This is a genomic window from Paenibacillus sp. GM1FR (assembly GCF_002803315.1).
GTDB classification, from domain to species: Bacteria; Bacillota; Bacilli; order Paenibacillales; family Paenibacillaceae; genus Paenibacillus; species Paenibacillus amylolyticus.
In genome coordinates, this window is record NZ_MKZL01000018.1 from 31,276 (window position 1) to 52,022 (window position 20,747).

The 20,747-nt window shown below is 43.1% G+C and carries 17 protein-coding genes; 16 read left to right on the top strand and 1 reads right to left on the bottom strand.

Features of this window, described 5'->3' with window-relative positions; all coding sequences use genetic code 11:
- Window positions 1-15: 15 nt before the first annotated feature.
- Window positions 16-1,455, bottom strand: a complete 1,440-nt coding sequence (locus PAEAM_RS14515) for a DHA2 family efflux MFS transporter permease subunit (RefSeq protein WP_076327924.1) — start codon at window positions 1,453-1,455, stop codon at window positions 16-18.
- A 282-nt stretch (window positions 1,456-1,737) separates the two neighbouring features.
- On the opposite strand from PAEAM_RS14515, the gene PAEAM_RS14520 reads away from it, so the two are divergent.
- From PAEAM_RS14520 to PAEAM_RS14595, 16 genes are all read left to right on the top strand, one after another.
- Window positions 1,738-2,343, top strand: a complete 606-nt coding sequence (locus PAEAM_RS14520) for a TetR/AcrR family transcriptional regulator (RefSeq protein ID WP_047842851.1) — start codon at window positions 1,738-1,740, stop codon at window positions 2,341-2,343.
- Window positions 2,344-2,388: 45 nt separating this feature from the next.
- A complete protein-coding gene (locus PAEAM_RS14525) occupies window positions 2,389-2,922 on the top strand; it encodes a GNAT family N-acetyltransferase (protein ID WP_076249414.1) in 534 nt (177 codons plus the stop codon).
- A gap of 73 nt (window positions 2,923-2,995) precedes the next feature.
- Window positions 2,996-3,670, top strand: a complete 675-nt coding sequence (locus PAEAM_RS14530; protein WP_017688634.1) for a response regulator transcription factor — start codon at window positions 2,996-2,998, stop codon at window positions 3,668-3,670.
- The gene (locus PAEAM_RS14535; protein ID WP_100528044.1) at window positions 3,667-5,037 is read left to right on the top strand and encodes a sensor histidine kinase; all 1,371 of its coding nucleotides are present in this window, start codon (window positions 3,667-3,669) and stop codon (window positions 5,035-5,037) included. Before PAEAM_RS14530 ends, PAEAM_RS14535 begins: the two co-directional genes overlap by 4 nt.
- Before the next feature lie 217 nt (window positions 5,038-5,254).
- Complete coding sequence (locus PAEAM_RS14540) at window positions 5,255-6,241, top strand: alpha/beta hydrolase (RefSeq protein ID WP_100528045.1); 987 nt, start codon at window positions 5,255-5,257, stop codon at window positions 6,239-6,241.
- Between the two features lie 193 nt (window positions 6,242-6,434).
- The gene (locus PAEAM_RS14545) at window positions 6,435-7,355 is read left to right on the top strand and encodes an alpha/beta fold hydrolase (protein ID WP_100528046.1); all 921 of its coding nucleotides are present in this window, start codon (window positions 6,435-6,437) and stop codon (window positions 7,353-7,355) included.
- Window positions 7,356-7,619: 264 nt separating this feature from the next.
- A complete protein-coding gene (locus PAEAM_RS14550; RefSeq protein ID WP_243391367.1) occupies window positions 7,620-8,852 on the top strand; it encodes an alpha/beta hydrolase family protein in 1,233 nt (410 codons plus the stop codon).
- A gap of 32 nt (window positions 8,853-8,884) precedes the next feature.
- Complete coding sequence (locus PAEAM_RS14555; protein WP_100528048.1) at window positions 8,885-10,963, top strand: serine hydrolase domain-containing protein; 2,079 nt, start codon at window positions 8,885-8,887, stop codon at window positions 10,961-10,963.
- A 162-nt stretch (window positions 10,964-11,125) separates the two neighbouring features.
- Complete coding sequence (locus tag PAEAM_RS14560; protein ID WP_036608200.1) at window positions 11,126-11,800, top strand: response regulator transcription factor; 675 nt, start codon at window positions 11,126-11,128, stop codon at window positions 11,798-11,800.
- Window positions 11,797-13,158: a sensor histidine kinase gene (locus PAEAM_RS14565; RefSeq protein WP_100528049.1), complete on the top strand. Its 1,362-nt coding sequence runs from the start codon at window positions 11,797-11,799 to the stop codon at window positions 13,156-13,158. Before PAEAM_RS14560 ends, PAEAM_RS14565 begins: the two co-directional genes overlap by 4 nt.
- A gap of 194 nt (window positions 13,159-13,352) precedes the next feature.
- Window positions 13,353-15,479, top strand: a complete 2,127-nt coding sequence (locus PAEAM_RS14570) for a serine hydrolase domain-containing protein (RefSeq protein WP_100528071.1) — start codon at window positions 13,353-13,355, stop codon at window positions 15,477-15,479.
- A 57-nt stretch (window positions 15,480-15,536) separates the two neighbouring features.
- Entirely contained in the window at window positions 15,537-16,478 is a 942-nt protein-coding gene (locus tag PAEAM_RS14575) for an alpha/beta hydrolase (RefSeq protein WP_100528050.1), read from the top strand.
- 176 nt (window positions 16,479-16,654) lie between these two features.
- Complete coding sequence (locus PAEAM_RS14580; RefSeq protein WP_243391368.1) at window positions 16,655-17,029, top strand: hypothetical protein; 375 nt, start codon at window positions 16,655-16,657, stop codon at window positions 17,027-17,029.
- 2 nt (window positions 17,030-17,031) lie between these two features.
- Window positions 17,032-18,750, top strand: coding sequence for an ABC transporter ATP-binding protein (locus tag PAEAM_RS14585; RefSeq protein ID WP_100528051.1), 1,719 nt, complete (start codon window positions 17,032-17,034; stop codon window positions 18,748-18,750).
- 418 nt (window positions 18,751-19,168) lie between these two features.
- Window positions 19,169-19,591, top strand: a complete 423-nt coding sequence (locus PAEAM_RS14590) for a MarR family winged helix-turn-helix transcriptional regulator (protein ID WP_036670809.1) — start codon at window positions 19,169-19,171, stop codon at window positions 19,589-19,591.
- On the top strand, window positions 19,588-20,667 hold the full coding sequence (locus PAEAM_RS14595) for a threonine aldolase family protein (RefSeq protein ID WP_100528052.1): 1,080 nt from the start codon (window positions 19,588-19,590) through the stop codon (window positions 20,665-20,667). The genes PAEAM_RS14590 and PAEAM_RS14595 overlap by 4 nt, the downstream gene beginning before the upstream one ends.
- Window positions 20,668-20,747 lie beyond the last annotated feature (80 nt).

A 20,747-nucleotide genomic window follows, 5' to 3' on the forward strand; every position in this document is an offset into this window, starting at 1 on the left:
ATGAGGCTGGACACCTTAATTTGAATTCATAGAAACTTTTTGTCTTACCACCTGTTTGATTTCTTCCTCTTTGGCTTGTTTGGTGCGTTTGATAAAGAAGGAAAGGACCAATCCCACAACAGCGATACCGATGATAACAACATAAGCATCATTGATACCCTGGATCATGGATTCTGTAGCAAGCTGTTGTTGACTGAGACCATTGGCTGCACCAGTCGCCATCATATCCTGTACGTGTGCCGTTGTACGGGAGGTCATGACACTTACGAGCAATGAAGTACCTACAGCACCAGCCACTTGTCTGACGGTGTTGGAGATAGCTGTACCGTGTGCACCAAGTCTTGGTGGCAGTTGGTTAAGTCCCGCAGTCTGAATCGGCATCATGAGCAGAGCCATACCAATTCGGCGGCCGGTAGACATTAATACCAGGTAACCATAACTGGTTGAATCCGTTAAGTCGATGAAACCAATTGTCGTCACGATGGTGATCACCATCCCGATAACAGCGAGCCATTTCGCTCCAAATCGGTCAAACAATTTTCCGGCTACTGGCATTAGGAAGCCCATGACAAGCGCACCCGGAAGGAGTAATAATCCGGACTCCAGTGCAGTGTAACCACGTGCGTTCTGGAGATACAAGGGAAGCAACATCATGTCAGCATACATGATCATTGTAATCGCGATACTAATGACCGTGGTCAAGGAGAACATGTTGTATTTGAATGCCCGCAGATCAAGCAGCGGAGTTTCAGACACGAGCTGACGCCATGTAAACAGGGCAAGCGAAACGATTCCAGCCGCAATGCAGATAAGAACTTCTGCACTTGACCATCCCAGACTTCCTGCTCTGCTGAAACCATAGAGCAATGCGCCAAATCCGATCGTGGAGAGCACCACACTGATTGTGTCGAACTTTGTGTTGACCCGTTCGGATACATTCTTCAGGTATACAAACGCAAAAGCAATGACAATAAGAGTTAATGGAATCATGCCATAGAACATCGTTTGCCAAGAGTAGTTCTCGAGGATATAACCGGCAAGGGTAGGCCCGATTGCAGGGGCAAAAATGATGGCAAAACCAACCATACCCATTGCAGATCCTCGTTTTTCAGGAGCAAACAAGGTCAAAATAACGTGCATCAAGAGCGGCATGATAATACCGGCACCCGCTGCTTGAATCATACGTCCTGTCAGTAATGTGCCAAAGTTATCTGCAAGAGCGGATACGATGGTACCAATCAGGAAAATAAACATGGAAGCTTGGAATAATTGCTTGGTTGAAAAGCGTTGCATAAAGTAGGCCGTGATTGGGATAAGCACCCCGTTCACCAGCATGTAACCTGTCGTTAACCATTGTGCTGTTGCGGCGGAGATGTTAAAATCACCCATCAGTTCCGGTGTAGCGACACTCATGATCGTTTGATTCAACGTTGCAAGGAAGGCTCCCAAAATCATGATAAACAGGATGGGGCCTTTCTTTACGGATAATTCTTCTTGTACTCTAGCCTGACTCAATCCTTTTCATCCTTTCAATCCACACGTGACTAAATTTACAACGTGTTGTATAGTTTACATTGTATTTATTGAATTATATACATATTCGGACAGATTACAATTTACGTTATGACGTGTTTTCGTCGTTTATTTTACAAATAAAATGAATTTGTTGTGTAAATCAAAAATAAACGACTGTTTGTTTAAAATTGTAATGTTTAAAATTTGATGGGAGGGATACACGTGAAAGACGAGAAGAAATCAGCCGTGGACCCAAGAATATTGCGAACACGTCAGTTAATTCGAGGTGCATTTGTTGAATTGCTGCAGGAAATGGATATTGAGAAGTTGTCAGTCAACAAAATTGCCGAACGAGCGACGATCAATCGGGTAACCTTCTACCTGCACTATCGTGATATTACGGATATGATGGAGAAGATGGCGGATGAGATGATTGAGAATATTGAACGGATCGTGGATGAATATGCCCCTCATTTTGAGAAACAAAGAACGGAAGAGGCTTGGCCTGTTCTAGTCAAGTTACTGGAGCATTTTGCAGAGAACGCCTCGTTCTATCAGGTGGTTCTTGCTACAAAGCGCACACCGATTTTTACCGAACGACTGCTCAAATTGTTGAGTACGCTGGTCAAAGCCAAGATTGATCGGGTAGAGATGGAAGATGAACTCGAAGAATCCGGCATTCACAAAGAAATCGCAATATGGTACGGTTCTTCGGCTCTGATTGGAACCATCGTTGCCTGGTTGCGTAATGATATGCCATATTCACCTCATTTCCTGGCGAAACAATTCTCGTTGATTCGCTCGTACTCTTATAATGACCTGATATAATCATGCTACAGTTGCATCTAACGTTAATAGAGGAGGAATAATGTGATGAAATATAGTGCAGAGCGTATCTATGTGAGATTTTGGAATGTGGATGATGCCTCATTGCTTCTGGATCTACAGGTTCGCAATCGTGCGGAAATCGAGAACATATCAGCAAGTGATCGGGACGAGTCTTTCTACAGCTTGGAAGGGCAAAGGTCACTCATTGAGAGCTGGAACAAGAAGAGAGAAGAAGGAAATCGCTATTCTTTTGGTATTTTTCTACATACAACGGATGAACTCGTCGGTGAAATTTCTTTGTTCGAGATCATACTGGATTCTACCCCAAAATGGATCCTTGGTTATGTGACGGATACTCTGCATCAAGGAAAAGGATATATGAGCGAAGCCCTGCAATGTGTAATGGAATTTGCCAAACACGAAACTGAAATTACTCGAATCGAAGCTGGCGCTGTGCCCGATAATACAGGTTCCATCCGTGTCCTTCAAAAAGCAGGATTCAAGGAGAATGGGTCACAGCCTGTGCCAATCCAGGGAACGTTGAAAGAACATACGATGTTTGCTGTGGATATACTATAAGCAAGATGTTTTAATATTTACTATACAAGTTGGACTATATATTTAAACGTAACGGAGAGGACAGAAAAAACATATGGCTACTATACTCGTTGCAGACGACGATGCGAACATTCGTGAACTCGTCTGTCTATTTCTCAAAAACGATGGATTCACAACAGTGGAAGCTGCGGACGGTAAGGAAGCTCTCACTATATATGGCGAAACTCCAGTAGATCTGGTCGTCCTTGATATTATGATGCCTGTCATGGATGGTTGGGCACTGTGTAAAGAACTCCGAAGAGCCAATCCCGACCTCCCGTTACTCATGCTGACGGCGAGAGGAGAGACTTGGGAGAAGGTGAAAGGATTCGAACTGGGTACGGATGATTATTTGACCAAACCGTTTGATCCATTAGAGCTGACCGCTCGTGTCCGAGCATTACTGAAACGATACAAAATCGGCTCCACACACACAATCCAGTTTGGCAACGTCATTCTGGACCGTCAGACGTATAAGGTGATGAGAGGTACAGAGTCGCTTACGTTACCACTTAAGGAGTTCGAATTGCTGTATAAGCTTGCTGGAACACCAGGACAAGTCTATACACGTGAGCAATTAATCGATCAGATATGGGGTATTGATTACGCGGGAGATGATCGAACAATAGACGTACATATTAAACGCCTGCGCGAACGATTCGCGACAACACCTGATTTTCGGATTGAAACGGTGCGTGGGCTAGGGTACAGACTTGAGGTCTATGAATGATCAGATCCTTATATATTCGTGTTGTTCTGACCTTTCTGGTGTCAGTCATCACAGGCACGATTATTTCATTTTTTATGTCAACCTGGATGTTCGAAGATCAATTGAATGAAAATGCTCAAATTAACATACGCAATTTTGGCCAGGACGTTGTGCAGATTTATAAGACGCTGCCTGCTGATGAAGCAGAATCATTCGTTAGTAGAATGAAACAACTTGATTCGTATCATATTCGAATTTATGATGCAACGGGCAATTTCAAGTCTTATGGGAAGCTCAACGAACATAAATCATCCCCCGTATCGACGGATCAACTCAAGAAGGTTTTAAACGGAGGGGTTGTGCAGGACACACCTAAAGGTATCGCTACCGTTCTTTTGGGGCTACCGATCAAGACGGAAACGGGTATAAGAGCGATGTTTCTAGAAACACTCTCACCGCCCTCAGCCTCTTTTGTGGTCCAGTTTGGCTTGATTTTTGCAAGCTGTTCCTTGATTGTAGGAAGTTTGTTGATTGTGGTTGCTTCTGTATATCTGGTTAGACCGATCAAAAAATTGACCAAAGCGACCAAACGGATTGCAGCTGGAGACTTCAACGTCAAGCTGAACATTAAACAAACGACGGAGATTGGTACATTGGCCCGCAGCTTTGAAGAAATGATGCATGATCTTCAGCAGTTGGAGCAGATGCGCAGGGAATTCGTTACCAATGTTTCGCATGAGGTTCAGTCTCCGCTCACCTCGATATCCGGTTACGCTTCGGCACTGAAGCAAGTAAATCTCTCAGAACAAGAACGAAACCGTTACCTGGATATTATCATCTCAGAAGCAAAAAGAATGTCCAAAATGAGTGATAGCCTGCTGAAGCTGAGTATGCTTGAATCGCAGTCACAGCAACTACGGCTCACCACCTTAAGCCTTGATGAACAGATCAGGCGGGTCATCGTGGCGCTTCAGCCGCAATGGTCTGGGCGCAACATTCATTTCGAGCTTGATTTGGAGAACGTGAAGGTAACGGCTGATCACGATCAGTTAAATCAGGTATGGACAAACATCATCGGAAATAGCATCAAGTTTTCCGAGGATGGCGGTATGATTAAAGTCAGTATCGAAGAGGACTTCAAAAATGTGACTGTTCGAATATCCGACACGGGCATTGGAATTCCCCTGGAAGATCAGAAGCGTATATTCGACCGTTTTTTCAAGGCAGATCGTTCCCACAGTCGTAAATACGATGGGAGTGGTATGGGACTTGCTATCGTTAAACAGATCGTGTCCCTTCATCAGGGTGACATCCGAGTGGAAAGCGAACCTGGTCAAGGCACGACCTTTATTGTCACGTTGCCCATCCATCCACCAACGGATAGTTAGGCTCACAGGATAGGGTCAATGAATAGAATATCCATCGGATTATCTAAACCGAATGTTCATGTCCTATGTAACATGCAAGCTTCCTTGTATGTTACATAGGACATTTTTTTTGCTTGTTCATACTCCGTTCATATTCCGGTCATGGGGAGTACATCTTTCTTGATTAGGATTTCTTAAGCAGCCTGCCAGGCCAATATACAGATGAGGATAGGAGCAGATGAATGTGAAACTACAAGCAGACAGAGAAGTCCAGAGTAAAAGCAAAACCAAGAAAGTGTTAAACATTTTGTTTAAAGTACTTTGCGCAATCATTATAGCAATCTTACTTTTTGTAGCTATCGTATATACCGTCAATAAAATCAGCAGTTATTCGGAGCAAAAAAGAATGGAGCCGTATGGTCAACATGTATCCGTAGACGGAAAAAATATGAATGTGTTCATACAAGGCGAAGGCGAGGAAACGATTGTGCTTCTGCCTGGTTTTGGAACAGCTGCACCAGCGCTTGATTTTAAACCTCTTATCTCCGAGTTATCACCATATTATAAAGTTGTCGTTGTTGAGCCCTTTGGTTACGGATTGAGTGATCAGACCAAAAAGGAACGCAGCACAGCAAATATCGTCAGTGAAATTCATGAAGCGTTACAGCGTCTACATATTGATCGTTATATTCTCATGGGTCATTCCATTTCGGGGATCTATAGCCTGGATTACGTGAACAAATATGCAGATGAAGTAAGTGCATATGTTGGGCTGGATAGCAGTGTTCCCGCGATAAGTGAACAGAAGATTGAATCATCAGATACACAACCGATTAAATGGTTCCGCAACTTGGGTTTCGCCCGAGTGCAACTGAAATTGAGTGCTGACCCTTATGATGGACTGCCTTATGATGAGCAAACGAAAGAACAATTGAACATTCTGATACGCAAAAATATGTATAATACCACGCAATTAAATGAGGCAGAAAGTATGTATTCCAACTTTAAAGCATCTGAACAACTAACTTTCCCTGTTAATCTTCCGGTTCTTTTCTTTGTTCAAAAGAATCATCCGGCAGCAGACAATTGGGTTCCGGAACACGAGAAGTTAATAGAGAACTCTGTGCGTGGTGAAGTGGTGTTGCTGGAATCAAATCATTATTTGTATCGTTCCCATGCCAAAGAAATTGCTGAAAAATTCAGGGGATTTATGACGCAGCAGTAAATATAAATGAATTGGCTTGTTCATATTCAGTTCATATTGACGTCACGGGGAGTACATTTTCATTGGATAAGATTTCATTAGCAGCAAAAAAGACAATCGAACTATCAGTTCAAGACAGGAGAAGATAACACTGACGACGCAGCCTGCGGAAAAGAAAACAAAGAATAGATCAAAGGCCAAAAAAGTGAGAAACATGATACTGAAAATAGTAGGAGCAATCGTAATCGCCATTATTCTATTTCTAGGTATTGTTTATATCACCAATGTGATCAGTAGTAATTCAGAGGCCAAGAAAATCGATTCCTATGGTCAGCATGTATCTGTAGACGGGAAAAATATGAATGTGCTCATTCAAGGCGAAGGCAAGGAAACGATTGTACTTCTGCCTGGTTTTGGAACAGCTGCACCAGCGCTTGATTTTAAGTTGCTCATTGACGAACTATCACCATATTACAAAGTTGTGGCGGTTGAGCCATTCGGTTATGGATTAAGTGATGCTACTGAAAAAGAACGAACCACAGAGAATATCGTAAGTGAAGTTCATGAAGCTCTGCAGCAACTCGATATTCATCAGTACATGCTCATGGGTCACTCCATTGCAGGCATTTATGGCATTGATTATGTGAACAAATATCCGGATGAGGTCACGGCATTTGTCGGAGTTGATAGCAGTGTTTCAACACAACCGGGTATGGATGCCAAATTACCTACTAAAACGTTCGCATTTCTTAAAAAATCAGGTCTCCAAAGATTGGTGGTCAAATTTAGTAGTGACCCCTATGCTGGACTCGCATTTGATGAACATACCGTAGAGCAGATGAACATGCTGTCGAATAAAAACTCGAACAGTTCCACGACTTTGAATGAGATGGACCATATTGCTTCCAATTTTAAAGGAGCCCAAGGTTTAACCTTTCCTAAAGACCTGCCACTTCTTCTCTTTGTACAAGCGAATAATGAAGGTGTAGAAGGATGGATACCGCTGCATGAAGGGCAGATCAAAGATTCAGTACATGGGAAAGTAATCACCATGGATGGCGAACATTACTTGCACCATACGTTATTCAAAGAAATAGCAAAAGATGTTAGAGCATTCATGAACGAAGCGAAATAATAATTCTGTAAAAGTCCGTGATGAGAGAGAGGAATTCAATTGAGATTATTTGAGATACTGTTAGTTCTATCCTGTTTCGCGTTACTCATAGACCTACTATTTATTAAAAGAAGTGCAAAGAAAATAGGTTTGGGTTTGGGTATAGGAAGTAGCGTTATATTATTAGTGCAATTGTTTGTTGAGGGATACAGATGGCAGTTGCTTTTGGTATATATCATGACGGCTCTATTCATAATCATCGTTTTATTCAGACATTCCGATAAGATGGCGAATCTTAAAATAGGAAAGTTCTTGAAATATAGTTTATCTTCCTTAATCGTTATTTTGCTTGTTGGTTCTACCGTCTTGTCTGTATACTTACCTGTTTTTAATCTGCCGAAGCTTGATGGTCCAGAGAAGGTGGGTACTCAAACATTTCATTTAACAGACCAGAACAGAGACGAAATCTTCACTGAAGATCAAAGCGATAAGAGAGAACTAATGGTTCAAGTTTGGTACCCAACTGAAAACAGCAATAATAACAAGCGTGACACGCTGTTTCCAAAAGATAAAGAAATGTTCAAAAAGTATATTCAGAGCTTCTCTAATTCTTTAAAACTGCCCGAATTTTTGCTCGACTACTTGAAGTATAGTCAAACCAACTCTTATGAAAATGTAGAAATATTACCTTCTACAAGTCCTTATCCCGTGGTACTACTATCTCATGGTATGGGAACCAGTAGAGTTCTACATGTATCACAGGCCGAGAATCTGGCCAGTCATGGGTATATCGTGGTCACCATCGATCATACGTATAGCACCTTTGCTACTCTTTTTCCAGATGGCAGTGTAACGGATTATAAAAAAAGCACGACTACACTAGATGAACGTACAAAAACAGGGAGTATATGGACGAAAGATGTGGAGTTTGTAATCGATCAAATCGAAAAGCTGAATTCAGGTGCAATCGAAAGTCAGTTTAAAGGGAAAATCGATCTAGATCACATCGGCGCGATGGGGCATTCTTTTGGGGGTGCAACCGCGTTTAATGCAACGTATTTAGATCAGAGAATCAAGGCCGGGGTTAATATGGATGGGTCACTATATGAAGTGGAAAATAGAGATGATATAAACAAGCCGTTTATGTTCATCCGATCGGGAAGTTTTGAAGACTGGTTTGCCAACTTTGAAATGGATAGAAATTCGGATGATGAAGTAACTAAATCTCTTTCAGATGAGCTGCACATTATGAAAAATGTTATGAATCATGGGGGAAAAGTGATCTATGTAGAAGGAACCCAGCACTTCAATTTCACGGACCTTCAGTTCTATTCAGAGCTGGTTAAACTGTCCGGTATCACAGGAGATATCAATGGTAAAAGAGGATCAAACATCGTAAATCAATATGTACTCGATTTCTTTAACAAGCAACTGAAAGGAACGGGTGGAGATCTGATTCAGGGACCAAACGACTTGTATCCGGAGGTGAAATTTGTAGACCCAGAAGAAATCAAATAACCAAAACACTTAAAATTCAGGAGATGATGTGAATGGGACGACAAAAGGGAAAACGCACTTCAATCGCCGTGTTAACGCTGGCATTAACCATGTTAGCTCCAATGTCTGCAATGGCTGCGCCTAGCAGTGATCATACGTATGAACCAACCAAGAAAACGGTGATGGAGAAAGCCAAGTTACTCACTGAGAAGCATGGAATCACAAGCCTGCAATATGCCCTTATCGATGGTGGCGAGATTGTGGTGTCCGGTCAGACGGGCAAAAACGATAAAAACAACAAGGTGCCTCTTACGCCGGATACGATCTATGGCATAGGATCAACGAGTAAAATGTTCCTCACCGCTTCTGTTATGAAGTTAGTTGACGAAGGCAAGGTGGATTTGGATCTGCCTGTTGTGAACTATATACCTGATTTTCAGATGAAAGATCATCGCTACAAACAAATCACACCACGCATGCTGTTGAATCATTCTTCCGGTCTGCTGGGAGGCACGGGCAGTAATGCCACATTGTACGGGGATAATGATACGTACTCACATGATACGTTTCTGGACCAATTGGCAAGTCAAAACCTGAAGGCAGATCCCGGCGAGTTCTCGGTGTATAGTAACGATGGGTTTACGTTATCCGAGATTATGGTTGAACGTGTTAGCGGCATGAGTTTTACAGCTTTTATACACCAATATTTTACGGAACCTTTGGACATGAAACATACCAAAACACCACAGGATGTGGTTGACACGGCAGCAATGGCGGGAATCTATTCTCCTATGTATGAGGGTCAGCTTCCACAAGAGAATTATAATGTTATCGCTACTGGAGGCATTTATTCCACCGCTGAAGATCTTGCGAAGTTTTCACAAATCTTCACGGGAGAGGTCCAAGGCATTCTTACCGATAAGTCTGTAGAAGCCATGGCGCAAGAAGAGTACAAAAAAGGCATGTGGCCAGAGGGTGGCGATACGTCTATATCTTACGGTTTAGGGTGGGATAGTGTAAATCTGTACCCATTCAGTGAATACGGTATCAAGGCAGTAACAAAAGGTGGAGATACCATATCGTATCACTCATCATTAGTCGTACTGCCGGAATATAATCTGGCTGCAGCCGTTACCTCATCAGGTGGGACAAGTGCCAAAGATCAGTTCATTGCGAGTGAATTATTACTCAGCGCACTTGAGGAAAAGGGCATTATTACAGAACGGAAGCCGGAAAAATCGTTTGGTGTTCCAGTGAAGGCAGATATACCTAAAGAAATAGCCACGAATGCAGGTATATATGGCGGCAATAATTCAGTTAAGAAGATCGAAATGAATACTGCTGGACAAATGACTGTATCCACACCCGCAGCTCCAAGTGATCCGGCTCAAAAATACACCTATACAGCGGATGGTACTTTTGTTAACGATGAAGGCACGGAAAAGTTGAAATTTGTTAAGGAGAAGAATGGAAGGACTTATCTGTGGTATCGATCTTATATATCCTTGCCAGGACTTGGACAATTGGCTTTCTCCGAATATAAAATGGAGAAGCTGGAAGCCAATGAGTTATCCCAGGATATTACGGCCTCATGGGAGCAGCGTGAAGGTAAAAAATATTACCTGCTGAATGAGAAATATACATCAACGGTTTATCTCAATTCGGCACCAATTCTCCCGATTCATTTGGACAAAGAGACCCCGGGATATGTATCCAATACTAAGATTATTGGAGCAAACGAAGCAGTCACGGAGCTGCAAATCCCTGGCCTGGCTGGACGTGATACAAAGGAGATTTATTTTGCTAAAAAGAACGGAGTAGAGTACATTACAGCCGTTGGTAGCATATACGCCAGTGAGGAAATGGTACAACCACTCTATTCGGGTAAACAATCTCTAGCAACGATTCAAGCAGACGGATATGCCAGATGGTTTTCGATACCAGCAACGGTGAAAGGAAAAGTCATGACGGTTAAAATGCCTGCAACTGGCGCCTTTGCCGTATATGATCAGAAGGGGATTTGTATTAATCACACCGTAGTCAGCGGTGTGAACGAGGTTGTTTTACCAGAGAACGGCCGCATTGTATTTGCAGGTGACGTGGATTCCACATTTGAAATTTCATTAAAATAGATGTTGTGCCGTAGTTAGTTTTATGAAAGAAACTAAGAAAGCAGCCGATCAAAGTAATCGGCTGCTTTTGTTCAATTTAACTATAATTAGTTTGTCACTTCAGTTAGAATTCTTCGCTATTGCTCAACTGAAGAATTATTCTTTTTTAGGAGAGTGGAAACGTTGCCTACGATATTGGTTGCTGACGACGATGCGAACATTCGCAAACTCGTCTGTTTATTTTTGCGCAACGACGGATTTACAACCATCAACGCCGTAGACGGAAAGGAAGCCCTGGCTATCTATACCTCCACGCCAGTCGATTTGGTTATTCTTGATATTATGATGCCAGTCATGGACGGTTGGGCATTATGCGAGGAACTTCGAAGAGCCAATCCGGATCTTCCGTTACTAATGTTGACGGCAAGAAACGAGACCTGGGAGAAAGTACAAGCATTTCAGCTCGGGACAGATGACTATATGACGAAGCCATTCGATCCGCTTGAGTTGATGGCTCGCGTCAAGGCACTGTTGAAACGATACCGTATAGGATTAACGCAGACCATCCAATTAGGAAACGTTATTCTGAACCGGCAGACTTATAAGGTCCTGAGGGGTACAGAGTCGTTCACCTTGCCGCTTAAAGAGTTCGAATTATTGTATAAACTTGCTGGATTACCGGGACAAGTCTATACGCGGGAGCAATTAATCGATCAAGTTTGGGGAATTAATTATACTGGCGATGATCGAACGATAGACGTGCATATTAAACGTCTACGCGAACGTTTCGCAGCTATCTCCGATTTTCGCATCGAAACGGTGCGCGGGCTTGGCTACCGGCTTGAGGTGCAAGAGTGATCGGTTCCTTGTATACACGCGTAGTCCTGACCTTTCTGGTCTCCGTGATCGGGGGCATAATCCTTTCTTTTCTTGCTACAACCTGGATATTTCAAGATAAATTAAACGAAAACTTACAAGGCTCCTTGCTTGACTTTGGCCAGGATATCGTCCGCATCTACGAGACATTGCCGTTACATGAAGCAGAAATGTTTATAAGTGAAATGAAACAACTCAATTCCTATCACATTCGAATCTATAAAGCAACGGATCAATTCCAATCCTATGGAGAACTTAAAGGACAACATCCTTTCCTAGTGACGACAGAACAAGTGAAGAAAGTGCTGGATGGGGAAAGGGTCCAAGTCAATGGAATCGATACGATCTTCTTGGGATTGCCGATAAAAACTGAAATGGGAAGCAAAGCAATGTTTGTAGAGCCCCTCACTTCCTCTTCCACCTCATTTCTCCTCAAGTTTGTTTTAACTTTTATGATTTGTTCGTTAATAGCAGGAAGCCTATTGATACTAATTGCGGCTATGTTTCTGGTGAGACCGATCAAAAAGCTGACAGAAGCGACCCGGCTTATAGCTGCCGGAGATTTCAATGTCAAGCTTAATATTAAACAAAAGGGTGAGATAGGTACTCTGGCTCGTAGTTTCGAAGAAATGATGCACGATCTAAAGCAGCTTGAGCAGATGCGCAGGGAATTCGTAGCAAACGTGTCCCATGAAGTTCAGTCTCCGCTCACTTCCATTTCCGGTTTTGCTATAGCGCTCAAGCAGGTAGACCTCCCGGATGACGAAAGAAGCGATTATCTCGATATTATCATCACTGAAACTGCACGAATGTCCAAAATAAGTGATAGTCTGCTAAAGCTGAGTTTGCTTGAATCTCAATCATTGCAAATGCGGCTCGCCACGCTCAGTCTGGATGAACAGATCAGACAAGTAATCGTCGCTATTCAACCCCAATGGTCGGCCCGTAACATTCAGTTTGATCTTGATTTGCAGCCCACCAAAATCACGGCCGATCATGACCAGTTAAATCAGGTGTGGATCAATATCTTCGGCAATACCATCAAATTTTCCGAAGATGGTGCCCGAATTAACGTCACGATCAAACAGAATATCAAGAACGTGACGATCCGCATATCGGATTCGGGTATTGGTATTCTCCCGGAAGACCAAAAGCGTATATTTGACCGCTTCTTTAAAGCTGATCGTTCCCACAGTCAGAAATATGAAGGAAGCGGTATGGGACTAGCTATTGTAAAGCAGATCGTCTCGCTTCATCAAGGGGACATCCGGGTGGAGAGCGAATATGGACGAGGAACGACCTTCATAGTCATCTTGCCAATCACAACACCCACAGAGTGATTGGATTTCATGCCTTCTCAAAGCTATGACGCCCTGTATAAACCTCCTTGCGTATGATGATGCAAACTTTTTTTGCCTGTTCATCCTCCGTTCATGCTGCAGTCATTAGGGGGACATCTTGGTTTGTTATATTGTCTTTAGCGCCCACGTTAAGGTGGCTTAACACAATGATGAAGACAGGAGTAGATGCAAGAATGAAACCAAGAGAGGTAACAAAACTGAAGATAAGTGTGAGGGCAGCAAAAAAGAGAAATACTATAGCTGCTGTGACTCTCATGCTGACGATACTTGCCCCAATGTCTGCAATGGCCGCACCGGCTCCCATGAACAACAGCAACCTTACGTATGAGACAACAAAGAAAGCCGTGATCGAAAAAGCCAAATTGCTGACCGAGACATATGGTACGACGAGTCTGCAATATGCGCTCATCGATGGTGGAGAGATTGTGGTGTCCGGTCAAACGGGCAAGAACGATATAAACGACAAGGTACCTCTTACTTCGAACACCGTCTATGGCATTGGTTCAACCAGTAAAATGATGCTTACAGCCGCTGTAATGAAGCTGGTTGACGAAGGCAAGATTGATTTGGATGCGCCTGTTGTGAACTATATGCCTGACTTTAAAATGAAAGATACCCGATACAAACAGATCACACCCCGTATGTTGCTGAATCATTCCTCCGGTCTTCTGGGCACCTCAACCAGCAATGCCACATTGTACGGAGATAATGACACGTATACACATGATACGTTTCTGGTGCAATTGGCGAATCAAAACCTGAAAGCAGATCCCGGCGAATACTCAGTCTACAGCAACGATGGCTTTACGTTAGCCGAGATTCTGGTCGAAAGAGTGAGCGGCATCGGTTATACCGCATTTATACACAAGTATTTCACGGAGCCTTTGGATATGAAACATACCAAATCACCACAGGATGTGCTTAATCCGTCAGACATGGCGGCAATCTATTCCCCTTTTTATGAGGGACCACTTCCCAAAGAGAATTATAATATCATCGGTACTGGAGGTCTGTATTCCACCGCTGAAGATCTGGTCAAATTTTCAAGAATCTTCACGGGAGAAGTTGATGGTATTCTTTCCAGTAAGTCTGTAAAAGCTATGGCGCAAGAAGAGTATAGAAGAGGTATGTGGCCAGAGGATAGCGATACGCTGATGTCTTACGGGTTGGGGTGGGATAGTGTGAACTTGTTCCCATTCAACGAATACGGCATTAAGGCCGTTATGAAAGGTGGAGATACTTTATCTTATCAGTCCTCATTAGTGGTACTTCCGGAATACAATATGGCTGCAGCCGTTATCTCTTCAGGCGGGTCAAGCTTAACCAATCATTTTATTGCCAATGAATTATTACTCAGCGCACTTGAGGAAAAGGGCGTTATTAAAGAACGGAAGCCGGAAAAATCATTTGGCGTACCTGTGAAGGCAAATATGCCTAAAGGAATATCCAAATATGCAGGTATATATGGCGGCAATAATTCGGTTATGAAGATCAAAATAAATAAGGCTGGACAAATGACTGTATCTTCACTTACAGCTCCGAGTAATCCGGCTCAAGAATACACCTATACAGCAGATGGTACTTTTGTTAATAACGAAGGTACAGACAAGTTGAAATTCGTTGTGGAGAAAAATGGGAAAACCTACTTGTGGTCACGATCTTATATATCCGTTCCAGGACTCGGACAGCTGGCTTTCTCAGAATATAATGGGGAGAAGCTTGGAGCCAATAAATTATCCAAGGAGATTAACGCCGCATGGGCAAAGCGTGATGGTAAAAAATATTATCTGGTGAATGAGAAATACACATCCATGGTTTATCTCAATGCTTCATCGATCCTGCCAATTCATATGAATAAAGAGAATCCAGGGTATATGTCCAATAATAAGATTATGGGAGCCAACGAAGCAGCCAATCAATTGCAGATTCCGGGTACTGCCGGACGTGATACGATGGACATTCATTTCTCCAAAAAGAACGGAGGAGAGTATCTTACATTTTCAGGTTATGTATACGCTAGTGAGGAAATGGTGAAACCAATCTATTCGGGTAAACAATCCGCAAAAACCATTCAAGCAGATGGATATGCCAAATGGTTTTCGGTACCAGCTACTGCGAAAGGAAAAGTCATGACAGTGAAGTTGCCTGCAAAGGGAGCCTTTGCTGTCTATGACCAGACCGGAATTTGTATTAATCACAGCGTGGTCAGCGGTAAGAATAATGTTGTTTTACCAGAAAACGGCCGTATTGTATTTGCAGGTGAGGTTGGTTCCAAATTCGAAATTTCATTAAAAAAATAAAATGAATGGATTTCCAAACGGCTGAACACCAAACGAACTCAACAGGAGAGAACCATCATGATGAAAAAAATATTAATCATTTTGCTCAAAATATTCGGAGCCATCGTTATCGCTTTTGCATTATTTATTGCCACTGTTTTTATTGTTAATGTATTTAGCAACAAATCGGAAGAAGGGAAAATAAAACCCTATGGTCAGTTTGTAGCAGTTGACGGGAAAAACATGAATGTGTTGATTCAAGGAAAAGGCAAAGAAACGGTGGTATTGCTTCCTGGATACGGAACACCTGCCCCAGCCCTTGATTTCAAACCGCTCATCGATGAGTTATCTCCATTTTACAAAGTTGTTGTCATTGAGCCTTTTGGTTATGGATTAAGTGGCATTACTGAAAAAGAGCGTACCACTGAAAATATGGTTAGTGAAATTCATGAAGCGTTACAGCAACTTGGTATTCATAATTACACGCTCATGGCTCACTCCATTTCAGGGATATACGGCCTGGATTATGTGAACAAATATCCAAACGAAGTAAGTTCATTTGTCGGAATTGAGAGCAGTGTCCCAACGCAGGGAGGTAATGATGATCCATTTCCAACCGAAACGTACAAACTGCTTAAAAAATCAGGATTCTACCGATTGTTAATGAGACTGGCCCCTGATCAACTGATTGCACCCGATGTTGATGATGAGACCAGAGAACAAATTAGAATACTTTCACTCAAAAATACGTTTAATCCGAACAACCTGAATGAAGGTGAAAACTTTGGTCCTAATTTCAAAGCAGCTGAGAACCTGTCCTTCCCCAAAGATCTTCCTGTGATTTTCTTCTTACAAGCGAATGATACGGAAACAGAAGGCTGGATACCCTTGCATGAAGAGCAAGTCAAAGATTCTGTGCATGGAAAAGTGATGACATTTGAGGGAGAACATTATTTGCATCACACCCGATCCAAAGAAATGGTTCAAGAATATAGAAAGTTTATGAGTGAGATAAAATAGTGTCGCCAACAAAAAAAAGTCGCGAAATCGCGGCTTTTTTCTGTTAAGGAGAGGGTGAATATACATACTTCGTTATCTATTGGAAAATTTAGGTTGACACTTCCTTTTGTCGCGTATACAATCGTATACATGAATATGTTGTATACATATGTATACACTTAATGGGGGTGGCACAAATGAGAGATCGTCCTATCGAAGAGATGGATGGAAGTGTACGTCAAGGTGAGCGTCCGAGACGCGATATGAGTGACAATGAGCAACGTGGTGAACGTTCCAGACGTGGAAGAGGTCATGGTGAACATGAGGGAAAACGGGGCCGTGGTGCGCAGACATTCCGTCGCGGCCGGATTCTTGTATTTCTGGAACAAATGCAGAATCGAAGAACAACGCTCGCCAGACAACTTGGTCAGGAGGAGTATGAACATATTCGCCCGATAATCAGTGGGGAGTTGAAAGCCATTGATCAGGTCATCGATGAGTATGTCCATCTTTTCGAGCTGCAAAATGAAGATGTAAACCCCAATAAGGATCTGGAGAGTGAGAGTGAATAAGTATGATTCGTCGTTTTTTTTCGTATTATCGTCCCTATAAAAAACTGTTTTTGATTGATTTTGGATGCGCTGTACTCGCAGGTCTTCTGGAGTTGGCTTTCCCCCTTGCCGTCAGCAAATTCATTAATGAATTGTTGCCAGGTCAGGATTGGCCTCTCATTATGCTTGCCTGTGTTGTGCTGTTATCCATCTATGCACTTAATACCGTATTGAACTATGTAGTTACATATTGGGGACATATGCTGGGCATTAACATTGAGACCAACATGCGTGAGAAGATGTTCGCTCACTTGCAGAAGCTGTCCTTCCGGTTCTTTGATAATCGTAAAACAGGCCACTTAATTGGTCATCTTACGAATGATCTGAATGATATCGGCGAGGTTGCTCACCATGGGCCTGAAGATGTATTCATCGCAGTAATGACATTAATCGGATCGTTCTGGCTGATGGCTAACATTAATCTGGAGCTTGCGCTGCTTACCTTTATCATTATCCCAATAATGGCTTGGGTGATTATCGTATTTGGTGGTCGGATGACAAAGACGTATCGGCGACTTTTCGGAGATGTCGGCAATTTCAATGCGCGTATTGAAGACAACGTCGGCGGTATGCGTGTTGTGCAATCGTTCGCCAACGAAGAACATGAGAAAGAACTTTTTGCAGTGGACAATCAGAATTTCCGTAAAACCAAACTGCTTGCCTATAAAACGATGGCGAAAAGTATCTCGGTCAGTTATATGATGATGCGACTGGTTACGGTGTTTGTCATGATCAGCGGGGCTTGGTTTTATATCGATGGCAGAATCAATATGGGTGACTTTATGGCCTTCCTGCTTCTGTCTAATATCTTCTTCCGCCCGATTGAGAAAATCAATGCCGTCATAGAAAGTTATCCAAAGGGCATTGCTGGTTTCAAGCGTTATCTGGAGATCATTGATACAGAACCTGAGATTGCGGATAGCAAAAACGCCGTTGAATTCGAAAGTGTGAAAGGTGATATTCGCTTCGAGAACGTCTCGTTCGGATATGAATCCAGTCGGCGAATTCTAAGTGATATCAGTCTGTCTGTTCGACCAGGCGAAACGGTTGCTTTTGTTGGACCTTCGGGTGCAGGTAAAACGACGATCTGTAGCCTGTTGCCCCGATTCTATGAGGTAGAAGAGGGACGTATCACTGTAGATGGTGTGGACATTCGCGACGTTAAGCTTCAATCCTTGCGCAAACATATCGGAATCGTTCAGCAGGATGTATTTTTGTTCTCGGGTACCATTAAGGAGAATATTGCTTATGGTGATCTGAGTGCAACGGATGAACAAATCTGGGATGCCGCCCGTCGTGCCTCATTGGAGGAATTGATTCTTACGTTGCCGGATGGTATGGATACTGTCATTGGCGAGCGTGGAGTCAAGCTGTCCGGAGGACAGAAGCAACGGTTATCTATTGCTCGTATGTTCTTGAAAAATCCACCCATTCTTATTCTGGATGAGGCAACCTCAGCGCTGGATACGGAAACGGAAGCACTGATCCAGCAATCACTCGCTGAATTGTCGGTGGGCAGAACTACACTTGTGATTGCACACAGACTGACAACTATCAAGAATGCAGATCGAATCATCGTAGTAAACACAGATGGTATCGCTGAGCAGGGCAACCATGAGGAATTGGTCGCCGCTGGAGGGATATACAGCCGTCTTCATCAGGTGCAATATAGTCACTCTTAATCCATGTAAATTGAATTTACACTAGCCACTCCGATGACAGAACAACCTTCCGATCGCTGTTATCCCCAGATTTTTTTATTCCTCTTATCTAAAGGGGAAATCCGGGGATAAAGGCGAACGCTCCGCTTCTTCAGGTTCTTTCTGTCCTCTCCGTTTTGTGTAAATGTTTAGTCAATTTATATAGAAACTTAAGCAGCTGACTAAGTATCTGGATAAAGTACTAAAACAAGTAAACCTTGCCGCGCATATGCGCGGCTTTCTTTATTGATTGGATATTAAAAATGAAGTTATCAAATGCTATGTAAAATATAATGTTGACAACGTCCACTAACGTGATTATTATAATGTTGACAATGTCCACTAAAAAGGAGGGTTTGACATCGACTCTCAGTACATAGATCCAGATATACTGGCTGACATGCGACGTTTTAACCGTTTTTATACCAACATACTCGGTGTACTCGATAAGCATATTCTCGGAACAGGGTATTCGTTTGCAGAAGTACGAGTCATTATTGAGATTGGAATTCGGGGAGAGAGCATTGCGAATAATCTGGTAGATACACTGACCATTGATCGCAGTTACATGAGCCGAATTGTGAACAAGCTGTCCAAGGAAGGACTGCTGGTGAAAGTGGATTCTGCGGCCGACAGCCGGGTCAGTCTGATTCGTCTGACAGCCAAGGGTGAGGAACTGTATGCCCAATTGAATGACCGATCCGATCAACAGATCCTGAAGCTGATGCAAGAATTGAATGAAGAAGAGATTCAAGAGGTATACACCTCCATGATGAACATACAAGAGAAATTGAACAAGAAGGCAGGAGAGACAACACGATGATACGATTTGAATGTGATTATAACGAAGGTGCGCATGAACGCATTTTACAAAGACTGATGGAAACCAATATGGAACAGACGAGCGGGTATGGCACGGATGGACACTGCGAACGGGCGAGAATGCTTATTCGCCAGGCTTGTGACAATGAGCAAGCTGATGTTCATTTCCTGGTTGGTGGTACACAGACAAATACAACGGTGATTGCCTCTATTTTGCGTCCATATCAAGGTGTGATTGCTGCGTCCTCGGGACACATTGCGGTTCATGAAACCGGAGCTATTGAAGCTACGGGACATAAGGTACTCACAGTTCCAAGCGAGGACGGAAAGATCACGCCTGAGCAGGTTAGAGCCGTCTACGATGCGCACATGAATGAGTCGTCACCGGAACACTGTGTTCAACCAGGAATGGTCTACATATCTCAGCCAACCGAGAACGGAACGATGTACAGCAAGGCAGAACTGCAAGCATTGCATACAGTGAGCAGAGCATGTGGTCTTCCTTTTTTCGTGGATGGAGCACGTCTTGGATATGCACTCGCTTCACGCGATTGCGATATGACACTTGCTGACCTTGCACGCTTGTGTGATGTGTTTTACATCGGGGGAACCAAGATTGGCGCATTGATGGGAGAAGCGGTTGTTATCCTGAATGATGCACTGAAACCTGATTTTCGTTATATGATCAAACAAAAAGGTGGCCTGCTTGCCAAAGGCAGATTGCTAGGTATCCAATTCGAAACGTTGTTCGAAGACGGTCTGTACCTCGATATTTCTCGCCATGCCGTAGATATGGCCTTGAGAATTCATGACTCACTCGGACAGCAGGGGGTACGCTTCCTGTACAATTCACCAACCAACCAGCAGTTTCCGATTCTGCCTGATCGTTTGCTTGAGAAATTACGCAACGGTTATACGTTCACCTTCTGGGAAAAGGTTGACGGTACACACAGTGCGGTGCGGTTCTGCACCAGCTGGGCAACTCGTCAGGAGAATGTGGATGCACTGACTCGTGACATCATTCAATTATTGCACGGAGAGATCCACGTGCCAGAACGGGTCGAAGCATTGGTCTAATCTTGTTCAAAAATTAAGGAGAACAGCTCCGATTTCCTTTCATAAATACGAGTATTTTGAAAATTCCAAAAGATATTACG

Bases quoted from the DNA above. Each gene is read 5' to 3' on its own strand.
- PAEAM_RS14575 (WP_100528050.1), top strand. From the start codon at position 15,537: ATGATGAAAAAAATATTAATCATTTTGCTCAAAATATTCGGAGCCATC.
- PAEAM_RS14580 (WP_243391368.1), top strand. From the start codon at position 16,655: ATGAGAGATCGTCCTATCGAAGAGATGGATGGAAGTGTACGTCAAGGT.
- PAEAM_RS14545 (WP_100528046.1), top strand. From the start codon at position 6,435: ATGATACTGAAAATAGTAGGAGCAATCGTAATCGCCATTATTCTATTT.
- PAEAM_RS14540 (WP_100528045.1), top strand. From the start codon at position 5,255: ATGAATGTGAAACTACAAGCAGACAGAGAAGTCCAGAGTAAAAGCAAA.
- PAEAM_RS14530 (WP_017688634.1), top strand. From the start codon at position 2,996: ATGGCTACTATACTCGTTGCAGACGACGATGCGAACATTCGTGAACTC.
- PAEAM_RS14535 (WP_100528044.1), top strand. From the start codon at position 3,667: ATGATCAGATCCTTATATATTCGTGTTGTTCTGACCTTTCTGGTGTCA.
- PAEAM_RS14585 (WP_100528051.1), top strand. From the start codon at position 17,032: ATGATTCGTCGTTTTTTTTCGTATTATCGTCCCTATAAAAAACTGTTT.
- PAEAM_RS14525 (WP_076249414.1), top strand. From the start codon at position 2,389: ATGAAATATAGTGCAGAGCGTATCTATGTGAGATTTTGGAATGTGGAT.
- PAEAM_RS14570 (WP_100528071.1), top strand. From the start codon at position 13,353: ATGAAACCAAGAGAGGTAACAAAACTGAAGATAAGTGTGAGGGCAGCA.
- PAEAM_RS14595 (WP_100528052.1), top strand. From the start codon at position 19,588: ATGATACGATTTGAATGTGATTATAACGAAGGTGCGCATGAACGCATT.
- PAEAM_RS14515 (WP_076327924.1), bottom strand. From the start codon at position 1,455: ATGATTTTGGGAGCCTTCCTTGCAACGTTGAATCAAACGATCATGAGT.
- PAEAM_RS14590 (WP_036670809.1), top strand. From the start codon at position 19,169: ATGCGACGTTTTAACCGTTTTTATACCAACATACTCGGTGTACTCGAT.
- PAEAM_RS14555 (WP_100528048.1), top strand. From the start codon at position 8,885: ATGGGACGACAAAAGGGAAAACGCACTTCAATCGCCGTGTTAACGCTG.
- PAEAM_RS14550 (WP_243391367.1), top strand. From the start codon at position 7,620: ATGGCGAATCTTAAAATAGGAAAGTTCTTGAAATATAGTTTATCTTCC.